Annotated in this window: 14 protein-coding genes; 9 read left to right on the top strand and 5 right to left on the bottom strand. The window is 61.3% G+C overall.

What is annotated here, in order from left to right; all coding sequences use genetic code 11:
* Window positions 1-961: 961 nt before the first annotated feature.
* The 3 genes from CAF74_RS07835 to CAF74_RS07845 are packed head-to-tail and all read right to left on the bottom strand — an operon-like array spanning window position 962 to window position 3,292.
* The gene (locus CAF74_RS07835) at window positions 962-1,861 is read right to left on the bottom strand and encodes a hydroxymethylglutaryl-CoA lyase (protein WP_085745952.1); all 900 of its coding nucleotides are present in this window, start codon (window positions 1,859-1,861) and stop codon (window positions 962-964) included.
* A gap of 29 nt (window positions 1,862-1,890) precedes the next feature.
* Window positions 1,891-2,292 carry a MerR family DNA-binding transcriptional regulator gene (locus CAF74_RS07840; RefSeq protein ID WP_007951507.1) on the bottom strand — a complete coding sequence of 134 codons (402 nt, stop codon included), beginning with the start codon at window positions 2,290-2,292 and terminating at the stop codon, window positions 1,891-1,893.
* 55 nt (window positions 2,293-2,347) lie between these two features.
* Window positions 2,348-3,292 carry a LysR family transcriptional regulator gene (locus tag CAF74_RS07845; RefSeq protein ID WP_011334997.1) on the bottom strand — a complete coding sequence of 315 codons (945 nt, stop codon included), beginning with the start codon at window positions 3,290-3,292 and terminating at the stop codon, window positions 2,348-2,350.
* Between the two features lie 189 nt (window positions 3,293-3,481).
* On the opposite strand from CAF74_RS07845, the gene CAF74_RS07850 reads away from it, so the two are divergent.
* Window positions 3,482-4,711 carry an acyl-CoA dehydrogenase gene (locus CAF74_RS07850; protein ID WP_085745953.1) on the top strand — a complete coding sequence of 410 codons (1,230 nt, stop codon included), beginning with the start codon at window positions 3,482-3,484 and terminating at the stop codon, window positions 4,709-4,711.
* A 180-nt stretch (window positions 4,712-4,891) separates the two neighbouring features.
* Here the strand turns inward: CAF74_RS07850 and CAF74_RS07855 are convergent, their stop codons facing one another.
* Both CAF74_RS07855 and xthA read right to left on the bottom strand, forming a co-directional pair.
* Window positions 4,892-6,226 carry a substrate-binding domain-containing protein gene (locus CAF74_RS07855; RefSeq protein ID WP_085746265.1) on the bottom strand — a complete coding sequence of 445 codons (1,335 nt, stop codon included), beginning with the start codon at window positions 6,224-6,226 and terminating at the stop codon, window positions 4,892-4,894.
* 115 nt (window positions 6,227-6,341) lie between these two features.
* Window positions 6,342-7,154, bottom strand: coding sequence for an exodeoxyribonuclease III (gene xthA / locus CAF74_RS07860; protein ID WP_085667520.1), 813 nt, complete (start codon window positions 7,152-7,154; stop codon window positions 6,342-6,344).
* A 174-nt stretch (window positions 7,155-7,328) separates the two neighbouring features.
* Between xthA and CAF74_RS07865 the strand changes: the two genes are divergently transcribed.
* The 8 genes from CAF74_RS07865 to CAF74_RS07900 all read left to right on the top strand — a co-directional run bounded on the left by CAF74_RS07865 (window position 7,329) and on the right by CAF74_RS07900 (window position 19,905).
* Window positions 7,329-7,979: an N-acetyltransferase gene (locus tag CAF74_RS07865; RefSeq protein ID WP_007951503.1), complete on the top strand. Its 651-nt coding sequence runs from the start codon at window positions 7,329-7,331 to the stop codon at window positions 7,977-7,979.
* 66 nt (window positions 7,980-8,045) lie between these two features.
* The gene (locus CAF74_RS07870; protein ID WP_085745954.1) at window positions 8,046-9,773 is read left to right on the top strand and encodes an autotransporter assembly complex family protein; all 1,728 of its coding nucleotides are present in this window, start codon (window positions 8,046-8,048) and stop codon (window positions 9,771-9,773) included.
* Window positions 9,770-13,444, top strand: coding sequence for a translocation/assembly module TamB domain-containing protein (locus tag CAF74_RS07875; protein ID WP_085745955.1), 3,675 nt, complete (start codon window positions 9,770-9,772; stop codon window positions 13,442-13,444). Before CAF74_RS07870 ends, CAF74_RS07875 begins: the two co-directional genes overlap by 4 nt.
* 118 nt (window positions 13,445-13,562) lie before the next feature.
* Window positions 13,563-14,885, top strand: coding sequence for a DUF308 domain-containing protein (locus CAF74_RS07880; RefSeq protein ID WP_085745956.1), 1,323 nt, complete (start codon window positions 13,563-13,565; stop codon window positions 14,883-14,885).
* A gap of 238 nt (window positions 14,886-15,123) precedes the next feature.
* Window positions 15,124-15,606, top strand: a complete 483-nt coding sequence (locus CAF74_RS07885; RefSeq protein ID WP_085608360.1) for a MarR family winged helix-turn-helix transcriptional regulator — start codon at window positions 15,124-15,126, stop codon at window positions 15,604-15,606.
* Window positions 15,596-17,065: an efflux transporter outer membrane subunit gene (locus CAF74_RS07890; protein ID WP_085745957.1), complete on the top strand. Its 1,470-nt coding sequence runs from the start codon at window positions 15,596-15,598 to the stop codon at window positions 17,063-17,065. Before CAF74_RS07885 ends, CAF74_RS07890 begins: the two co-directional genes overlap by 11 nt.
* Before the next feature lie 15 nt (window positions 17,066-17,080).
* Window positions 17,081-18,283, top strand: coding sequence for an efflux RND transporter periplasmic adaptor subunit (locus tag CAF74_RS07895; protein WP_085745958.1), 1,203 nt, complete (start codon window positions 17,081-17,083; stop codon window positions 18,281-18,283).
* Between the two features lie 92 nt (window positions 18,284-18,375).
* Window positions 18,376-19,905: a DHA2 family efflux MFS transporter permease subunit gene (locus tag CAF74_RS07900; protein ID WP_085745959.1), complete on the top strand. Its 1,530-nt coding sequence runs from the start codon at window positions 18,376-18,378 to the stop codon at window positions 19,903-19,905.
* The last annotated feature ends 57 nt before the right edge of the window (window positions 19,906-19,962 follow it).

Below are 19,962 nucleotides of genomic sequence, written 5' to 3' on the forward strand. Positions count from 1 at the left end.
AACGATGGGTGGCGGCCATACGCGGGTTGGTAGACCGGCTGCAATAGGAACCCGGCGCTCACGAATGAGCCCCACGCATGACCACCATAAAACAGAGCCCCCAAAAGGGCCTGCATACGGTGTTGCCATACAGCTATTACAGACGGGCTACCAAACCCGATCACTGTTTTTCAGTGACAGGGAAACGATATAGCCCACCCCATAGCCGCGTAAGCCGGCGGATTCTGGCGTACGCGTAGGCAACGACGCAAGGTGTTGTAGCCCTCGTGGCGTAACGGTTCGTGTACTTTAAACGCCCATGCGGCGTCGTGTTTACACACAGCGAAAGCCGTAAACCCTCCGTGTTTTTTTGGAGATTACTTGTATGTGGGGGCTAGATCGAGAAGGGGGAGGAGATCCGTCGCGGACAATTTCAGAACGCCAGACAGCACAAAGGGGAGCCGAAGCTCCCCTTTAATTTTGTCGTCGCGTGCTCTTTTTTATTATTGAGGGGCGGTCTGTTGTTGTTTTTGGCAACCGTGGCCCTTTACCGCTGTTTTTTGGCGACCCCCATCCGGGGTCAAGAGCAAACGTATTTTTTTGAGCGCTGATCTGCTTTCTCGCCAAGCGATCCAACCGATTCGGGAGCTACCTGAAGGTAGTTTTATTGTTCTCTGCCCGGTTGCGGGTCATTCTGAGGAATACCCTGAAAAGCACACCTTCTCCAAAAAAATCTGTTAGCTGCGTCTCTGCCGTGTTGTTTTTGTTATGTCAGAGTCGGTACGTCTTATTTTTATTGGTTTGCTGCTTTTTATTCTTGTTATGCCATAGAGATAGCAGAAGCCGTGCCAACTTTTAAAAAACCTTTTAAATCAAGGGTTTGAGATTTTTGAAGGATTTATCCTTCAGGCAAAACCAGACAATTTGTTTCCGTGTTACTCGCTTGTGCCCACGTTTCGCGCTCGGCGGTAACACCATCCCCTCACTGTGCGCTACGGGCCTTGGCCACGCGCGAACCGGTCGGGCGACCCAGCACCGCACTGATCTGCTGGCCGGCGGCAATCAAGGCGTCGAGGTCGATACCGGTCTCGATCCCCAGGCCGTTGAGCAGGTACACCACGTCTTCGGTGGCGACGTTACCGCTGGCGCCCTTGGCGTACGGGCAGCCGCCGAGGCCGGCGATCGAGCTGTCGAACACCGCGATGCCTTCCAGCAGGCTGGCGTAGATGTTTGCCATGGCCTGGCCGTAGGTGTCGTGGAAGTGGCCGGCGAGTTTCTCTCGCGGCACCTGCTTCGACACCACTTCGAACAGCCGGCGGGTGGCGCCCGCGGTGCCGGTGCCGATGGTGTCACCCAGCGACACTTCGTAGCAGCCCATCGCGTACAGCTCGCGGGCGACCATGGCCACTTGTTCCGGGGCGACCTCGCCTTCATAAGGGCAGCCCAGCACGCAGGACACGTAACCGCGCACGGTAACGCCGTGCTGTTTCGCCGATTCCATGATCGGCGCGAACCGCGCCAGGCTTTCGCTGATCGAGCAATTGATGTTGCGTTGCGAAAACGCTTCGGAAGCAGCGGCAAACACCGCAACTTCCTTGACCCCGGCCGCCAGCGCATCTTCAAAGCCGCGCAGGTTCGGCGCCAGCGCGCCGTAGGTCACGCCGGGCCTGCGCTGGATCTGCGCGAACACGTCGGAGGAACCGGCCATCTGCGGCACCCACTTGGGCGAGACGAAACTGCCGACTTCTATATAGCCGAGGCCGGCGGCGCTCAAGGCGTCGACCAGTTGCACCTTGTCGGCGACGCTGATGGGCTGGGCTTCGTTCTGCAGGCCGTCACGCGGGCCGACTTCGATCAGGCGTACTTGGGAGGGGAGGGACATGGCGTTGACCTGTTGTAGTTGTCGGGAGGCTACTGCGCGACTTGCTGACTCTTGAGCGTCTGCTCCAGCGCTTGCACGCAGCGTTCTTCGGCGGTGTCGAGTTCCAGCTTCATCTGTTCGATGTCCAGCAGTTGCTGTTCAAGCTGTTCCCGGCGTTCGCTGATTTTCGCCAGCATGCTGTTGAGTTGTTTGGTGTTACCGCTGGAAGGGTCGTAGAGCTCGATCAGCTCGCGGCACTCGGCCAGGGAAAAACCGATGCGCTTGCCCCGCAGGATCAGCTTCAGGCTGACCTTGTCGCGCGGCGAATAGATGCGTTCCTGGCCTCGGCGCTCAGGGCTGAGCAGGCCTTGTTCTTCATAGAAACGGATCGCCCGGGTGGTGATGTCCAGCTCGCGGGCGAGGTCGGAAATGCTATAGGTCTGGCTACTCATGAAAGCGCTCGAAGGAGGGTCTTGGCGCTAAGCTAATGGCAGGTTGACGTTTACGTCAAGTAGCGGGGGCCTGCAGCTTGTCGAGCTTCTTCTCGTGCGCTGTCACTTGCTGGCACAACTCGATCATCTGCTCGCGCATCCAGCGGTTGGCCGGGTCCTGATCGGTGCTTTCGTGCCAGTACAAATGGGTTTCCACCGGCGGCACATCGTTGACCGGCAGATTGAACGCATGCAGGTCATGGCGGCGGGCGAAACGCTCCGGCACGGTCATCACCATGTCGGTCTGCTGCAACACCTGGGACGCCATCAAGTAGTGCTGCGAGCGCAGGGCTATCTTGCGCTGGATGCCCATTTTGCCCAGCGCCAGATCGACGTGGCCCAGGCCACTGCGCCGGCTGGAAATATGAATGTGGGTCAGCGACAGGTAATCGTCGAGGGTGAATTTTTCCTTGGTCGCCAGCGGATGGCCCTTGCGCATCGCGCAGACGTAACGGTCTTCCATCAGCTTGACGTGGCGCACCTGCGGGTCGGTGTTGAGCGGCGCATCCACGGCAAAGTCGAGACGCCCGGCGGCCAGTTCCTTGGTGGTTTCCCGGCGTTTGGATAGAAAGCTCTCGATGATCACTGTCGGCGCCAGACGACGCAGGCGCTGGAACAGTGGCGGCAGAATCACAGCTTCCGTCAGGTCAGTCATGCTGATGCGGTAAGTCTTGACCGCTTGCGAGGGGTTGAAGATCCGGCTTTCCTGAACCGATACCCGCAGCAGCGACAGCGCATTGCGCACCGGGCCGATGATGTTCTGCGCCATGGGCGTCGGCACCATGCCCTGGGCGGTGCGCACGAAGAGCGGGTCGTTGAAGGTCTCGCGCAACCGCGCCAATGCGTTGGAAACCGCTGGCTGGGTTATGCCGACAATCTGCCCGGCGCGGGTCAGGTTGGCTTCGGTGTAGATCGCGTCGAAGACGATGAAAAGGTTGAGGTCGACCTTGCTCAGATTCATTACGCGGCTCTCTTGTTATAGGTGCTTGTTATAGATGGATGGCGCGGGTCAGGGCGGCCAGGAAAATCAATCAATCATATATCGGTGATGAATGTTTATACACGCCGAGAATAGGCTAGGTAAATTATCAACGCTGTTCTAGCATCGATTGCATGACTTAAACAACCTGCCGAAAAAAGGTAATTGCTCATGGATTTCGCTTATTCGCCCAAGGTGCAAGAACTGCGTGAGCGCGTGACCGCGTTCATGGACACTTACGTTTACCCGGCCGAAGCCGTGTTCGAACGCCAGGTCGCAGAAGGCGATCGCTGGCAGCCGACGGCGATCATGGAAGAACTCAAGGCCAAGGCGAAAGCGGAAGGGCTGTGGAATTTGTTTCTGCCTGAGTCGGAGCTGGGTGCTGGCCTGACCAACCTCGAATACGCGCCATTGGCGGAAATCATGGGCCGATCGCTGCTCGGGCCCGAGCCGTTCAACTGCTCGGCACCCGACACCGGCAACATGGAAGTGCTGGTGCGTTACGCCAACGAAGAACAGAAACAGCGCTGGCTCGAACCGCTGCTGCGCGGCGAGATCCGCTCGGCGTTCGCCATGACCGAACCGGACGTTGCGTCCTCCGACGCCACCAACATGGCCGCCCGCGCCGTGCGCGATGGCGACGAGTGGGTCATCAACGGCAAGAAATGGTGGACCTCCGGCGCTTGCGATCCGCGCTGCAAGATCCTGATCTTCATGGGCCTGAGCAATCCCGATGCCCCGCGCCATGCCCAGCACTCGATGATCCTGGTGCCGGTCGACACCCCCGGCGTGAAGATCGTCCGTCCGCTGCCGGTGTTCGGTTACGACGACGCACCGCACGGTCACGCCGAAGTGCTGTTCGACAACGTGCGAGTGCCGTACGAAAACGTCCTGCTCGGTGAAGGACGCGGCTTCGAAATTGCTCAAGGTCGCCTTGGCCCAGGCCGGATTCACCACTGCATGCGTTCGATCGGCATGGCCGAGCGTGCACTGGAACTGATGTGCAAACGTTCGGTGAGCCGTACTGCATTCGGCAAACCGCTGGCGCGTCTGGGCGGTAACGTCGACAAGATCGCCGACTCGCGGATGGAAATCGACATGGCACGCCTGCTGACCCTGAAAGCGGCGTACATGATGGACACCGTGGGTAACAAAGTCGCCAAGAGCGAAATCGCGCAGATCAAGGTCGTGGCGCCGAACGTCGCGTTGCGGGTGATCGACCGGGCGATCCAGATTCATGGCGGGGCAGGGGTGTCGAACGACTTCCCGCTGGCCTACATGTACGCCATGCAACGCACCCTGCGCTTGGCCGACGGCCCGGACGAAGTGCACCGCGCGGCGATCGGCAAGTTCGAGATCGGCAAGTATGTGCCGATGGAAATGCTGCGTAGCGAGCGCTGATTACAGACATTCCGCGTCAGCCCTGATCGTTCCCACGCTCTGCGTGGTAACGCAGCCATGGACGCTCTGCGTCCACTGTGACGCGGAGCGTCACGGTATGCATTCCCACGCAGAGCGTGGGAACGATCAGCGTACTGCGTGGGAGCGATCACGGCTCTGCGTGGGAACGATCGGGGAGGTTCAGTAAACCCAAACCTCAACCCGCCGATTCTTGTTCCTGCCTTCATCCCCGCTGTTGGTCGCCACCGGCATCAGCGCGCCAAACCCGCGCACCTCGCGCAATACCACGCCGTTTTTCACCAGCTCCCTGCGTACCGCCATCGCCCGCAGCTTCGACAGCAAATCCGCCCGTGCCGGGTCGTCCTTGGCGTCGCCGAAGCCCACCAGTGTTACCGCGCGGTCGGTCTTGTCGTGGTGCTTTATATAGTCGAACACCCGGGCCAGATCCTGGCGGGCCTTGTTGTCGAGGCTGGCGCTGCCTTCTTCGAAACGGAAGTTCACGGTCAGACGCTGGGCGTGGCGGCTGAGGGATTGATAACCCTCGGGCATCAGCGCATTCGGCGTGACGGCGATGGCCTGCACGGTCTGGGCAATAAAGCCGTTGGCCGCAACAATCGCCTGGCCCTGACGGCTCTGCGCAAACTCCACCAACGCCCTGGCCCACGGATTGTTGCTGTCGGGCGGCAGATAGAAGAACAGCCGCCGGGACAGCGGATAGTCTTCGGTGGCAATCAGGCTGGCGAGCGGCAGCATCGCCTGGGATTGCCCGTCAACAATCGCCACGGCCTTGGCCTGTCGCACATAGGGCAGGCCGATGAAACCGATGGCCTGCGGATCGGCACTCACGGCGTCGGACAACTGCTCGCTGGATTCAAACCGTTTCGCGGCATTGCTCAGGGATTTCCCACGACGGCTGAGGACAAGTTCCTTGAAGGTGTCGTAGGTGCCGGACTGATCATCCCGCGCATATAAATGAATCGTCCCACCCTTGCCGCCGACGTCTTCCCACGTTTTCGCCTCGCCACTGAAGATCCGCGCCAGTTGTTCGGTGTTCAATTGATTCAGCGGATTGTCGGGATGAAGGATGATCGCCAGGCCATCGATGGCGATGACCTGCTCGGCGTCGGGGCTTTTCAGATCGCCCCGGGCTTGCAGGTTCAGCAGTTCGCTGTCCTTGATCGGGCGCGAGGAGGCGGCCAGATCGGCGCTGGCGTTCTTGAGTGCAGTGAAACCGGTGCTCGAACCGTGGGCGGCGATCTCCACCACGACCCTCTGGCCTTGGGCCGTCAGGCCGACGACCCGTTGTTCGTTGGCGGTGTCCGGGGTTTCGCTGTGGACTTTCAACAGCCCCTGATCTTGCAACAGGCCTTCCACCAGCGCTGGGCCGAGCGCCGCGCCGATGGTGTTGGAACCCTGGATGCGCAATACCGGGCCGTTCTCGGGAATGGGCAACGCCGCAAACCCAACCTGCAGCCAGGCGCTCAGGAGAAAGACGAACAGAACACGCAGGGTCATGCCGGCACCGATTGCAGCCAAGGGGATTGCCGGGGAGATTAAGTCAGTGAGGTTGCTGAAAGATGACAGGCCAGAAGATCACAACCACTGGTTGTGATCTTCTGCCTCAAGCGTATTAGCTCAATTCAAGCCAGATCGGCGCATGGTCCGAAGGCTTTTCCATCCCGCGCAGTTCATAGTCGACACCGGCAGCCTTCACCCGTGGCAGCAAACCATGGGACGCCAGAATCACATCGATGCGCAGGCCACGTTTCGGCTCGTCTTCAAACCCGCGGCTGCGGTAGTCGAACCAGCTGAACGTGTCGGTCACGTCCGGGTTCAGGTGACGGAAACTGTCGGTCAGGCCCCAGTTTTTCAGGCGGGCCATCCACTCGCGCTCTTCCGGCAGGAAGCTGCATTTGCCGGTTTTCAGCCAGCGCTTCATGTTGTCCGGGCCGATGCCGATGTCGCTGTCTTCCGGGGAGATGTTGACGTCACCCATCACCACCAGCGGCTGTTCGTTGTGGAACTGGCTTTCCAGCAGGGCTTGCAGATCGCTGTAGAAGCGTTGCTTGGCGGGGAATTTGGTCGGGTGGTCGCGGCTTTCGCCCTGTGGGAAATAGCCGTTCATGATCGTCACCGGCACGCCGTTGGCGTCGGCGAACGTGCCCCAGATAAAGCGTCGCTGCGCGTCTTCTTCATCGGTGGCAAAGCCCTTGTGCACAGCAATCGGTTCCTGGCGCGAGAGCAGGGCGACACCGTAATGGCCTTTCTGGCCGTGGAAATACACGTGATAACCCAGGGCCCGCACTTCTTCCAGCGGGAACTGGTCGTCGTGGACCTTGGTTTCCTGCAGGCCGATGACGTCCGGCTGATGCTTTTCGATCAGCGCCGCCAGCTGATGCGGACGGGCCCGCAGTCCGTTGATGTTGAAGGAAACGATCTTCATGGTCGGCAGTCCTGGCAAAAGGGCGATGCTAGCTGACATGTAGGATCTGGGCCAGCGTGGCGGTAGTCCATATGCGCTGCTAATGTCTTTCGGGTGTGGGAACGATCCCTTCAGCCCAAGGCTCGTATAACAAGAACGGGGCCTGTTGAGTCCCGTCCAGGGAGAATCACCGTCATGCCTGAAACCCAAACCGCCATCGCCGACATCCACATGCTCGACCGCGGCTATTCCCGGGAAGCGCGATCCCTTCTTTATCAGGCTTACCGCCACGAGCCGACCTTCGCTTACCTGTTCGAAGCCGAGCGTCCGGGTTACGAACAACGGGTGCGCGCCACGGTGCGGGAGCTGGTCAAACAGCATTTTCTGCAGGATCTGCCCGCCATCGGCCTGTTGGTCAACGATCGCCTGATCGGTATCGCCCTGATTGCACCGCCGCAACGGCGTCTGGGTGTTACCGAGAGTTGGGCCTGGCGTTTGCGCATGGTGCTGAGCACCGGTTTCCGTTGCACCCGGCGTTATCTGGAGTATCACGCTGCCGTTGAAGCCTGCGTGCCGACCGACTCGGTGCACATGCTGCCGCTGCTCGGCGTGCATCCGCAATTTCAAGGCAAACACTTCGGCGAACAGCTGCTGCAAGCGGTGCACAACTGGTGCGCGGTGGACGAAAGCTCCCAAGGCGTGATCCTCGACACCGGCAACCCGCGTTACCTGGAGTTCTACAAGCGTCAGGGGTACGAGGAAATCGGTGAAGTGGCCGTCGGCCCGGTGCGCGAGCACGTGTTTTTCCACGCCAACCCACAGGTGTTACAAACAGCAACGGGATGACCGTCGAACTTTTGGGGGAATTTCCTGTTCTATCACGCTCCCAAGCCCGTGATAGCATCCGCGCCTATGAAGTTTCCAGGAAGATTTACCAGTGGCGTGCTCATGCTGTTAACCAGCTGCGCGGCGCTGGCGCAAAGTGAATTGGATGTGCGGATCAAACCGTCCAACGATGAACTGAAAGCCAATATAGAAGGCTATATCGGCAGCCTCGGCGATCGTGACGAAGAAGCCTTGCAGCGCTTCAGTCGCGGCGCCGAAGAGCAGGCGCGCAAGGCCGCCCAGGCCTTGGGTTATTACCAGCCGCAGATCGAAAGCGACGTCAAGGGCGGTGAAAAACCGCGTCTGGTGCTGAACATCGATCCCGGCGAGCCGATTCGCCTGCGCAACGTGACCGTGCGTGTTGACGGCCCGGCGGCCTCTCTCAAATCCTTTCGAGTCCCGAAAAGTGACGTGCTCAAGCCCGGCGCGGTGCTCAACCATGGGCGTTACGAAGACGCCAAGCGTTTGATCCAGAACCAGGCGTCGCGCTATGGCTTCTTCAGTGGCCGTTTCACCAGCCAGAAATTGATGGTCGATCCCCGCGCCGGAGTCGCCGACGTGGAATTGATCTACGAAAGCGGCCCGCGTTACGCGCTGGGCAAGGTCAGCTTCGAAGGCGACACCCCGTTCGACGAAGACCTGCTGCAACGCATGGTGCCGTTCAAGGCCGGCGAGCCGTATGACTCCGAGCTGATCGCCGAACTCAACCGCGACCTGCAATCGAGCGGCTATTTCGAAGGCGTGCGGGTCGACGCCGCGCCGACCGCCGCCAAAAACGACGTGATCCCGGTGGACGTCAAACTCGACACCCGCAAGCCGCGCACCATGGGCCTGGGTCTTGGTTATTCCACTGACGTCGGCCCGCGAATCAAGGCCAACTGGACCCGCCATTGGGTCAACCCGCAGGGCGACAGTTATGGCTGGGAGGCCGAACTGTCGGCGCCACGGCAAAACGTCGGCCTGTTCTACGACATCCCGCTGGACCCGCCGTTGACCGACAAACTGCGCTGGGCCGGCGGTTATCAATATGAAGACATCGACGGCTCCGACACCTTGAGCAAGCTGCTGACCTTCGGCCCGGAGTGGCACAGCAAATTGCCGAGCGGTTGGCAGCGGGTGATCTCGCTGAAATGGCAGCGCGAGGAATACCAGCTCGGCGACGACTCCGGCCTGAGCACCTTGCTGATGCCCGGTGTCAGCTATTCCTACCTCAAGAGCGACAACCGCATCGATCCGCACAATGGCTATCGCCTGACCTTCGAAAGCAAGGTTGCGAAAGAAGGCCTAGGCTCGGACAACAACCTGGTTTACGGCACGGCGCTGGTCAAAGGCCTGACCACCGTGTTCGACAAGCACCGCTTGCTCGGCCGGATACAGGTCGGCGGCAGCGCCACCAACGGCTACAAGTCGGTGCCGCCTTCACTGCGCTTCTTCGCCGGTGGCGATCAGAGCGTGCGTGGTTACGACTATCAGAGCCTGTCGCCGGAAAACTCCGAGGGCGACCGCATCGGCGGGCGCTACATGGTGGCCGGCAGCGTCGAATATCAATACTCGATCGCCGAGAAGTGGCGCGTGGCGACTTTCGTCGATCAGGGCAACTCCTTCAACAAACTCGAACTGCCGAACCTCAAGACCGGGGTCGGTATCGGTGTGCGCTGGGTTTCGCCGGTGGGGCCGATCCGCCTCGACCTGGCCCATGCGCTGGACGACGATGGCGGCATCCGGCTGCACTTTTCCATGGGGCCTGAGCTGTGAAGCGTGGTTTGAAAATATCCGCGCTGGCGCTGTTGTCGCTGGTGCTGCTGATTGTATTGAGCATTACCGCTGTGCTCGGAACGCAGGCCGGCAGCCGTTGGGTGCTGGGTCTGGTGCCGGGTTTGAGCGTCGACAATTTCCAGGGTCGCCTCGGCGGGCAGTGGAGCGCCGATCATCTGCTCTGGCAGCAGGACACCAGTCGCGTCGAGCTGAGCAAGCCGATCTTCGAATGGTCGCCGCTGTGCCTGACGCGCATGACGTTGTGCATCGAACAGCTCAAGGCCGATACCGTCAGCCTGCAATTTCCGCCGAGCGAGGAAGTCACTGAAAGCGGCCCGATCAAGCTTCCGGATCTGCAATTGCCCGTGGCCATCGAGCTGGGCGACGTGCAGGTCGGCAGCCTGCTGTTCAACGGCAGTGAAGAGTTGAAAGGCCTGCGACTGGCGGCGCACTGGACCGCCAAGGGCATGCAGATCGACAGCGTGAAACTGCAACGCGACGAGTTGAGCCTGAACCTGTCCGGCCTGTTGCAACCGACCGGCAACTGGCCGCTGAACATCACCGGTGATCTGACCTTGCCGTCGCCGGCACCCGAACCGTGGACGCTGGCGCTGAAAGTCGACGGCGACCTGCTGAAAACCCTCAACCTGCACGCCGACAGCCGTGGCTACCTCGACGGCCAGTTGAGCGGCGAGCTGCAACCGCTGGTAGAAAACCTGCCGGCCAAAGTGCGGATCACCTCGGAGGCTTTCAAGCCGAGCGCCGATCTGCCGGATACCCTGCAATTCAATCAACTGGTACTGACCGGCGAAGGCGACCTGAAGAACGGTTACCAATTGCTCGGCAATGCGACACTGCCTGCTGAAAAAGGCCCGGTGGCGTTGCTGCTCAAAGGCAAGGTCGACGCCAAAGGCGCGCAGATTGCCGGCCTCGACCTGACAGCCAACGATAAGCAAAGCCTGAAGCTCACCGGCAACGTCGACTGGAGCAAAGGCCTCAGCGCCCAAGCCAATATCAACTGGCTGGATTTTCCCTGGCACCGGCTCTATCCGGAGATCGACGAGCCGCAGGTCACGTTGCGTACCTTCACCGGCGAAGTCTCCTACACCGACGGTCAGTACCTCGGTAACTTTGCCGCCGCTGCAGATGGGCCGGCGGGAGCGTTCACCCTGAGCAGTCCGTTCAGCGGCAATCTCAAGCAGATTTTCCTGCCACAACTGAAACTCGAAGCCGGGCAGGGCAAGGCCGAAGGCCATGTGGACGTGCAGTTCGCCGATGGCATTGCCTGGGATACCGCGCTGGAGTTGTCGGCGCTCAACCCGGCGTACTGGGTTGCGGAGTTGCCGGGCACCCTGGCCGGACCGTTGAAAAGCAAAGGCGAAATGAAAAACGAGCGCCTGAGCCTGAATGCCGACCTCGACCTGAAGGGCAAACTGCGCGGGCAACCGGCGATCCTGCAAGCCAAGGCCGACGGCGCGGGCGAGCAGTGGAATCTGAATGCCCTGCAAATCCGCCTCGGAGATAACAGCATCAACGGCAAGGGCAGTCTGCAACAGAAGCTCATCGGGCAGATCGACATCAAACTGGCGCGTCTGGCCCAGCTCTGGCCGCAGCTGCGCGGGCAGATCAACGGTCGGGTCGATGTTGCCGGTACGCTCAAGGCACCGCAGGGCAAGCTCGGTCTGCAAGGTTCGCAACTGGCGTTCCAGGACAATCGCCTGCAAAGCCTTAACCTCGACGCCACCCTCGACAGCGCGCAACGGGCGAAAATCGACCTCAAGGGCAGCGGCATCCAGGCCGGCGATACGTCGCTGGGCACCCTGACCGCCAGCGCCCAGGGCGATATCAAAAACCAGAAACTCAACCTCGACCTGCTCGGGCCGAAGCTGAAACTGGCGCTGGGTCTGGACGGCAATCTGGACAAGGGCAACTGGCGCGGGCGTCTGGCCAGCGGCGACATTCAGGCCGGCGGCCAAGACTGGAAGCTGCAAAACCCGGCCAAACTCGAACGTCTGGCCGACGGCAAGATCAACTTTGGCGCCCATTGCTGGATGTCCGGCAATGCCAGCCTGTGCGGTGAAGATCAACGCCTTATGCCGGAGCCGAAGCTGCGTTATCACCTCAAGCAGTTCCCGATCGAAAGCCTGGCGCAGTGGTTGCCGAAGGATTTCGCCTGGCAGGGCAAGCTCAACGCCGACCTGCAACTGGACCTGCCGGCCAGCGGCCCGAACGGCCAGATCAGCGTTGACGCCAGCGGCGGCACCTTGCGCATGAAGGAAAAGGATCAGTGGGTCGACTTCCCGTACCAGACCCTCAAGCTCACCAGCAAACTCACGCCGAAACGCATCGACACTGATCTCAACTTCGTCGGCGGCAAGCTCGGTGAGCTGATGGTGCAGGCGCAGCTCAACCCGCTGCCGAAGAACAAACCGCTCAGCGGTACATTCCGCCTTAGCGGACTGGATCTGTCGGTGGCGCGGCCGTTTGTGCCGATGGTCGAGAAACTTACCGGGCGCCTGAACGGCAGCGGCACGATTTCCGGCGGGCTGCTCGCGCCGCTGGTCAACGGTACCGTACAACTCAGTGACGGCGAAGTGTCCGGCCCGGAATTGCCGCTGGAGTTGCAGGCGCTGCAACTGCAAGCGGTGATCGCCGGTGAAGCCGTGCAATTGAACGGCGGCTGGAAAAGCGGCAAGAGCGGGCAGGGCAGTCTGAACGGCAACATCGCCTGGGGTCAGGCGCTGGTGGTGGATCTGGCGCTCAAGGGCACGCAATTGCCGGTCACGGTCGAGCCCTACGCGAAACTGGAAGTAGCGCCGGACCTGAAGATTTCCATGGCCGGCGATGAGCTGGCGATTGCCGGCAAGGTGCTGGTACCGAAAGGCGAAATCACCGTGCGCGAACTGCCGCCATCGACGGTGAAAGTCTCCGATGACACGATCATCGTCGGCGCGCAGACCGAAGAGGGCAAGCCGCCGCTGGCGATGAAAATGGACATCGACGTGGTGGTCGGCCAGGACAAGTTGAGCTTCGCCGGGTTCGGCCTGACCGCCAACCTGCAAGGCCAGGTGCACATCGGCGACAACATGGACACCCGTGGCGAGCTGTGGCTCAACAACGGACGCTACCGCGCTTATGGTCAGCGCCTGACGGTGCGTCGCGCGCGTCTGCTGTTTGCCGGCCCGATCGATCAGCCATATCTGGACATCGAAGCGATTCGCCAGACCGATGATGTGATCGCCGGTATCCGCCTGAGCGGCAGCGCCGAGCAGCCGACGACACAGATCTTCTCGGAACCGGCCATGAGCCAGGAACAAGCGCTGTCCTATCTGGTGCTGGGGCGTCCGCTGAGCACTACCGGCGAGGACAACAACATGCTCGCACAGGCGGCGCTCGGTCTGGGCCTGATGGGCAGTTCCGGGGTCACCAGCAGTCTGGCCAGTGATTTGGGCATTCAGGACTTCCAGCTCGACACCCAGGGCAGCGGCAACACCACCAGCGTGGTGGCCAGCGGCAACATCTCGGAAAAACTCAGCCTGCGTTACGGCGTCGGCGTGTTCGAGCCGGCCAACACCATCGCCTTGCGCTACAAGCTGAGCAAGAAGGTCTACCTCGAAGCCGCCAGCGGCGTGGCCAGTTCGCTGGACATCTTCTACAAGAGGGATTTCTAGCCCGCGTTCCCCCAGGCCGGATCGTGTCACCACGATCCGGCTTTTTTCTGGATGTATTAGACTGACCGCAGCTTGAAGGGCGCCGTTTGCGGCTGCCCGAAACGCCCCGGGGGCGCCAATGGTTCGTTTGAGTATGGTCTTGCTCGGTCACGATTTTGTACGCCGGCGCTGGTCAGCCCTGGCATTGACCGGCGTTGTCTGGGGTGCGGCCGGAGTGGCCATCTTCATCGATGCGCTGGACGGCGTTCTGTATTTTCCGCTGCATGTGTTCGGCTATCTGTTGTTGCTCGAAGCCCTGATCATTCTGCTGGTGCCGGCCCCGAAAACCGGCACAGCGGCGGTTTTGCGCAAGGCTCGCGGTCTGGCGTTTCTGCTGCTGGGGCTGCTGATCGTCGACCGACAGCATGCTGCCGGTGTGATTCTCGCGGTGCTGTTCGGTGCGGCTTTTCTGCTCGATGGCGGTTTTCGACTGGCGGCTGCGGTGGTGGTGCGCTTTGTCGGTTGGCGAATGTCACTGCTGGTGGCGCTGTTCGAGATCGGCTTTGGCGTGTTCATCCTCGAACCGTATCCGAGCCTCTATAAGGGGACGGTGCCGTTCTGCATCGGCATGAGCATCTTTCTTTCGGGCTGTGCCTTGTTGCAGCAGGCATGGCGGTTCAAGAACAGACCGTCGCCGGTGACGCCTTCCCCGGTCCATGCCCCTGCATGCAACAGCGCAATGGTGATCCATGTCTGGACACCCAGCGGCACGGTTGAAGACACCCTGGTGCGCAACCGCTTCCTCAATCGTTATATCGCGGCGGTCGATATCAACGGCGTCATCTCTGCCGGCCACGCGGCACTGGAATGCGGGCCGGACATTTACATCAGCCATTACCCGCTGGACGATATCGATCGCTCGGCGGGGGATTTCGTGCGGTTGCTGCGAGCTACGCCGAACAACGACGTGGTGGGGCGGTTTCTGCCGGACTATGCGAGCGAGGTCGCCGACTGGTGCCCGTCGTCGGTTCAGGTCAGCTTCGCGCGCTACGACGCCGCGCGGCTTCAGGCGTTCTGGGCGGCCTATCGACAGACCACCACCTACAACCTCACCAGCCGCAACTGTTCGAGTGCCGTTGCGCACAGCCTGGAAGCGGCACTGGAAGGTGCGATGAACCGGGGGCATTCGAGCATGCTGGATTTCGCCCGGGTCATCATCAGTCCCGAATTCTGGGTCGCGGCTCAGGTGCGCAAGCGCGCCGAGGCCATGGCCTGGACGCCGGGCCTGGTGCTTGATTATGCGCGGGCGTTGCATGCCGCCATCGAGCCGGCACCGCCGGGCTGGCACGGCATTTACGCGGGAGCCAGGCGCGCCTGCGGTTATGTGGCAACTGCGTTGCGTGGGCGTGAAGTCCATCCCCTTCAGCCACCACCGATGAATCACCCCTCCGACAAATCCTGAACGGCTCTACACCGAGTCGCTGCCTTCGCGAGCAAGCTCGCTCCCACATTGATCCGTGTGTGCGTGAGATCCCCTGTGGGAGCGAGCCCGCTCGCGATGGCGTCTGCACGGACGACAGAAAAACCCAGTCCACTGGTCAACTAATTACAAAGCAACCTAACTATTACGTTGACATTCGCTGCCTAGGCAGTAACATCTCGACATACATTCACTGCCTAGGCAGTTATTAGGTGAGCACATGAAGCATTTCACCCCCGACGAATTCAAGCATTGCCATCTCGGCCTGTTGCTCGGCCGTGCGGCCTTGCTCAAGGACAAGATCATCGACACCCACATGGAACCCCACGGCATCACCGCCGCGCAGTTCAAGGTGTTGATCATCATGGCCCAGTTCGGCGTCGACACCCCGGCCGAGCTGTGCCGGCATCTGTCGCTGGACAGCGGTTCGATGACCCGCATGCTCGATCGTCTGGAGCAGAAAGGTTTCCTGGTTCGCCAACGCAGCGAAGGCGATCGCCGTCAGGTGCAACTCAAGCTCACCGAGCAGGGCCAGCAACTGGCCGATCGCCTGCCGCACATCGGCGCCGACGCCATGAATGAACTGGCCGGCGCCGTGACCCCGGACGAGTTGAAAACCCTGGAATACATCCTCAAGAAAATTTTGCTGGCAGCCGGTGACCCGATCACCATCCAGCGGTTAGGTGAACACAATGAGCGGTAAAACCTTGCGCAGCAGCCTGACACTGGTGCTGTCGGCGATGATCCTCGCCGGTTGCGCCAACTACAGTGGCCTCGATACCCAGGGTACCAGCCTCGATGCGAAAACCCTGCAGACCGGGCAATCGCTCAACGGCGTGACCCTTTCCCAGGCCGCGTGGCCGAAGAGCGACTGGTGGACCAGCCTCGGCGATCCGCAGCTCGACGGTCTGATCCGCGAAGCCCTGAAAGACAGCCCGGACATGCAGATCGCCGACGCCCGCGCCCATCAGGCCAGCGCCGCCACGTATGCCGCCGATGCCGAGCGTTATCCGACCCTCGACGCCAGCGCCGGCATCAGCCGTTCGCGTCTGGCCCGGGATCAGGATCCGTTGGGGCAGGGTGGGGCTTACTCCACCGTGCGCGACATCAGCGCCGGCTTCAATTACAACTTCGACCTGTGGGGCGGTCAGCGTGATGCCTGGGAAGCTGCACTCGGTCAGGCCCGCGCCGCCGAAGTCGACCGTCAGGCCGCGCAACTGACCCTGGCTGCCGATGTGGCCCGGGCCTACAGCGATCTGGGTCAGGCGCACATCGTTTATGACCTGGCCAACGAAGATTTGAAGCGCACCAAGCAGATGCTCGACCTGAGCCAGCGTCGTTTGAGCTCGGGGATCGACAGCCAGTACCAGTTCCAGCAGACCCAAAGTCTGGAAGCCAGCTCCGAAGCCAGTCTGATCGACGCTGAGAAACGCCTGAACAGCGCAAAAATCGCCCTGGCGGTATTGCTCGGCAAAGGCCCGGATCGCGGCAACGAAATCGCTCGACCGAAAGTCCTGCAAGCCAGCGCTGTCGCACTGCCCTCGGTGCTGCCGGCCGAACTGCTGGGCCGTCGCCCTGATCTGGTCGCCGCGCGCTGGCGTGTCGAGGCGGCGAGCAAGGACATCGACTCGGCCAAGACCCGCTTCTATCCCAACCTGAACCTGTCGGCTTCCGCTGGTGCCGAATCCTTGTTGGGGGACGCGATGTTCGGTTCCGCCAGTCGCTTCTTCAACATTGCCCCGACGATTTCGGTGCCGATCTTCGATGGCGGACGCCTGCGCGCCAACCTCGATGCCCGCGACGCCGATTACGACCTCGCCGTGGCGCAGTACAACAAAAGCCTGGTGAAAGCCCTGGGCGATGTCAGCGACACGATCAACCAGTTGCGCGACATCGGCCGGCAGATCGGCGCTCAGCAGCACGCGACCGAGATTGCCCAGGACTCTTACAACACCGTCGTCCAGCGTTACGGTTCCGGCATCGGCAACTACCTGGACGTGCTCAGCATCGAGCAGCAATTGCTGCAGGCCCAGCGTCAGCTGGCCAACCTGAATGCCGAGCAGATCGACCTGTCGATTCAACTGATGCAAGCGCTGGGCGGCGGCTTCCAGGGGCAAACCCTGACCGCAGCCAACGCCACCCCAGCCACGCCGCACAACTAATTCAAGGTACTTGTCATGGCCACTGCCGAAAACACACAAGCTCAAGACAACGCCCAGGACACTGGCAATCCGCGCAAACGCAAAGTGATGCTGCTGGTGCTGGCCGTTGTGGTTGCCCTCGCCGGTGCCGGTGTCTGGGCGTATCACGAATTCATCGGGCGCTGGAGCGAAAGCACCGACGACGCCTACGTCAACGGCAACGTGGTGGAAATCACCCCGCTGGTGACCGGCACCGTGGTCAGCATCGGTGCCGACGATGGCGATCTGGTGCATGAAGGCCAGGTGCTGATCAACTTCGACCCGAACGACGCCGAAGTCGGCCTGCAAAGTGCCAAGGCCAATCTGGCCCGCACCGTGCGTCAGGTCCGCGGCCTGTACAGCAACGTCGACGGCATGAAGGCCCAGGTCAACGCGCAACAGGCCGAAGTGCAGAAAGCCCAGGACAACTTCAACCGGCGGAAAAACCTCGCGGCCGGCGGGGCGATTTCCCAGGAAGAACTGTCCCACGCCCGCGATGACCTGACCTCGGCGCAGAACGCCCTGGCCAACGCCAAACAGCAGCTGAAAACCACCAGCGCGCTGGTCGATGACACTGTGGTCTCGTCGCACCCGGACGTGATGGCCGCCGCCGCGCAACTGCGTCAGGCCTACCTGACCAACGCACGCAGCACCTTGATCGCGCCGGTCACCGGTTATGTCGCCAAGCGCACCGTGCAACTTGGCCAGCGTGTGCAGCCGGGCACCGCGCTGATGGCGGTGATTCCGCTGGATCAGCTGTGGATCGACGCCAACTTCAAGGAAACCCAGCTGCGTGACATGCGCATCGGCCAACCGGTGGAGATCGAGTCGGACATCTACGGCAGCGACGTCAAGTTCAGCGGCACCGTCGACAGCCTCGGCGCAGGCACCGGCAGCGCGTTCGCCCTGTTGCCGGCGCAGAACGCCACCGGTAACTGGATCAAGATCGTGCAGCGTGTGCCGGTACGGATTCACGTCAACGCCGAAGAACTGGCCAAGCACCCGCTGCGCGTCGGTCTGTCGACCAATGTCGAGGTCAACCTGCACGACCAGAGCGGTCCGGTACTGGCCCAGCAGCCGCCGCAAAAGGCCTCGTTCAGCACCAACGTCTACGACCGCCAACTGGCCGAAGCCGACGCGATGATCACCCAGTTGATCCACGACAACAGCGCGGCGGTCAGCAAGACTGCGCAACGCTGACCTCTTTCCCCCTGTGGGAGCGAGCTTGCTCCCACAAAGGGCAGCTGTGTCCGTAACAGACACGGCGCCAACCCGGCTTCATAGGATTCGCGATGAGCAATAACGCCTCTTTCACGCCGCCCAGCCTGTTGCTCAGCACCATCGGCCTGTCGCTGGCGACTTTCATGCAGGTGCTCGACACCACGATCGCCAACGTGGCGTTGCCGACCATTTCCGGCAACCTCGGCGTGAGTTCGGAGCAGGGCACCTGGGTCATCACTTCGTTCGCCGTGAGCAACGCCATCGCGCTGCCGCTCACCGGCTGGCTGAGCCGTCGCTTCGGCGAGGTGAAGCTGTTTCTGTGGGCGACCATCCTGTTTGTGCTGGCTTCGTTCCTCTGCGGTATTTCCACGTCTATGCCGGAACTGATCGGCTTTCGCGTGTTGCAAGGCCTGGTGGCCGGGCCGTTGTACCCGATGACCCAGACACTGCTGATTGCGGTGTATCCGCCGGCGAGGCGAGGCATGGCCCTGGCGTTGCTGGCGATGGTCACGGTGGTGGCGCCGATTGCCGGGCCGATCCTCGGCGGCTGGATCACTGACAGTTACAGCTGGCCGTGGATCTTCTTCATCAACGTGCCGATCGGGATCTTCGCGGTGATGGTGGTGCGCCAGCAGCTGGCCAAACGCCCGGTCGTCACGAGCCGCCAGCCGATGGATTACGTCGGGCTGATCACGCTGATCATCGGCGTGGGCGCGTTGCAGGTGATCCTCGACAAGGGCAATGACCTGGACTGGTTCGAGTCGAACTTCATCATTATCGGCGCGGCAATTTCGGTGATCGCGCTGGCGGTGTTCGTGATCTGGGAAATGACCGACCAGCATCCGGTGGTCAACCTGCGGCTGTTTGCCTATCGCAACTTCCGCATCGGCACGCTGGTGCTGGTGCTGGGTTACGCCGGGTTCTTCGGCATCAACCTGATCCTGCCGCAGTGGTTGCAGACCCAGATGGGCTACACCGCGACCTGGGCCGGTCTGGCGGTGGCACCGATCGGCATTCTGCCGGTGCTGCTGTCGCCGTTTGTCGGCAAGTACGCGCACAAGTTCGACCTGCGTCTGCTGGCCGGGTTGGCGTTCCTGGCGATCGGCCTGAGCTGCTTCATGCGTGCCGAGTTCACCAACGAGGTGGACTTCCAGCACATCGCGCTGGTGCAGTTGTTCATGGGGATTGGTGTGGCGCTGTTCTTCATGCCGACCTTGAGCATTCTGATGTCGGACTTGCCGCCGAGCCAGATTGCCGATGGCGCTGGTCTGGCGACGTTCCTGCGGACACTGGGCGGCAGCTTTGCGGCGTCGTTGACCACCTGGATCTGGATTCGCCGGGCGGATCAGCATCATGCGTATATGAGCGAAAGCATCAGCACTTATGAGCCGGCGACTCGCGAGACTTTGCATTCGCTGGGTGGTGCGAGCCAATCGGCCTATGCGCAGATGGATCAGATCCTCACCAGTCAGGCGTACATGCTCTCCACAGTGGATTACTTCACGCTGCTGGGCTGGGGGTTCATGGGGTTGATTCTGATTGTGTGGCTGGCCAAGCCGCCATTCGCAGCCAAGGCAGGGCCGGCGGCTTCCGGGCACTAAGATCAAGAGCTTTCCCTCACCCTAACCCTCTCCCGGAGGGAGAGGGGACTGACCGAG

Origin of the sequence: Pseudomonas sp. R45(2017) (genome assembly GCF_002112305.1) — a bacterium.
Taxonomy (GTDB): Bacteria; Pseudomonadota; Gammaproteobacteria; order Pseudomonadales; family Pseudomonadaceae; genus Aquipseudomonas; species Aquipseudomonas paraglycinae.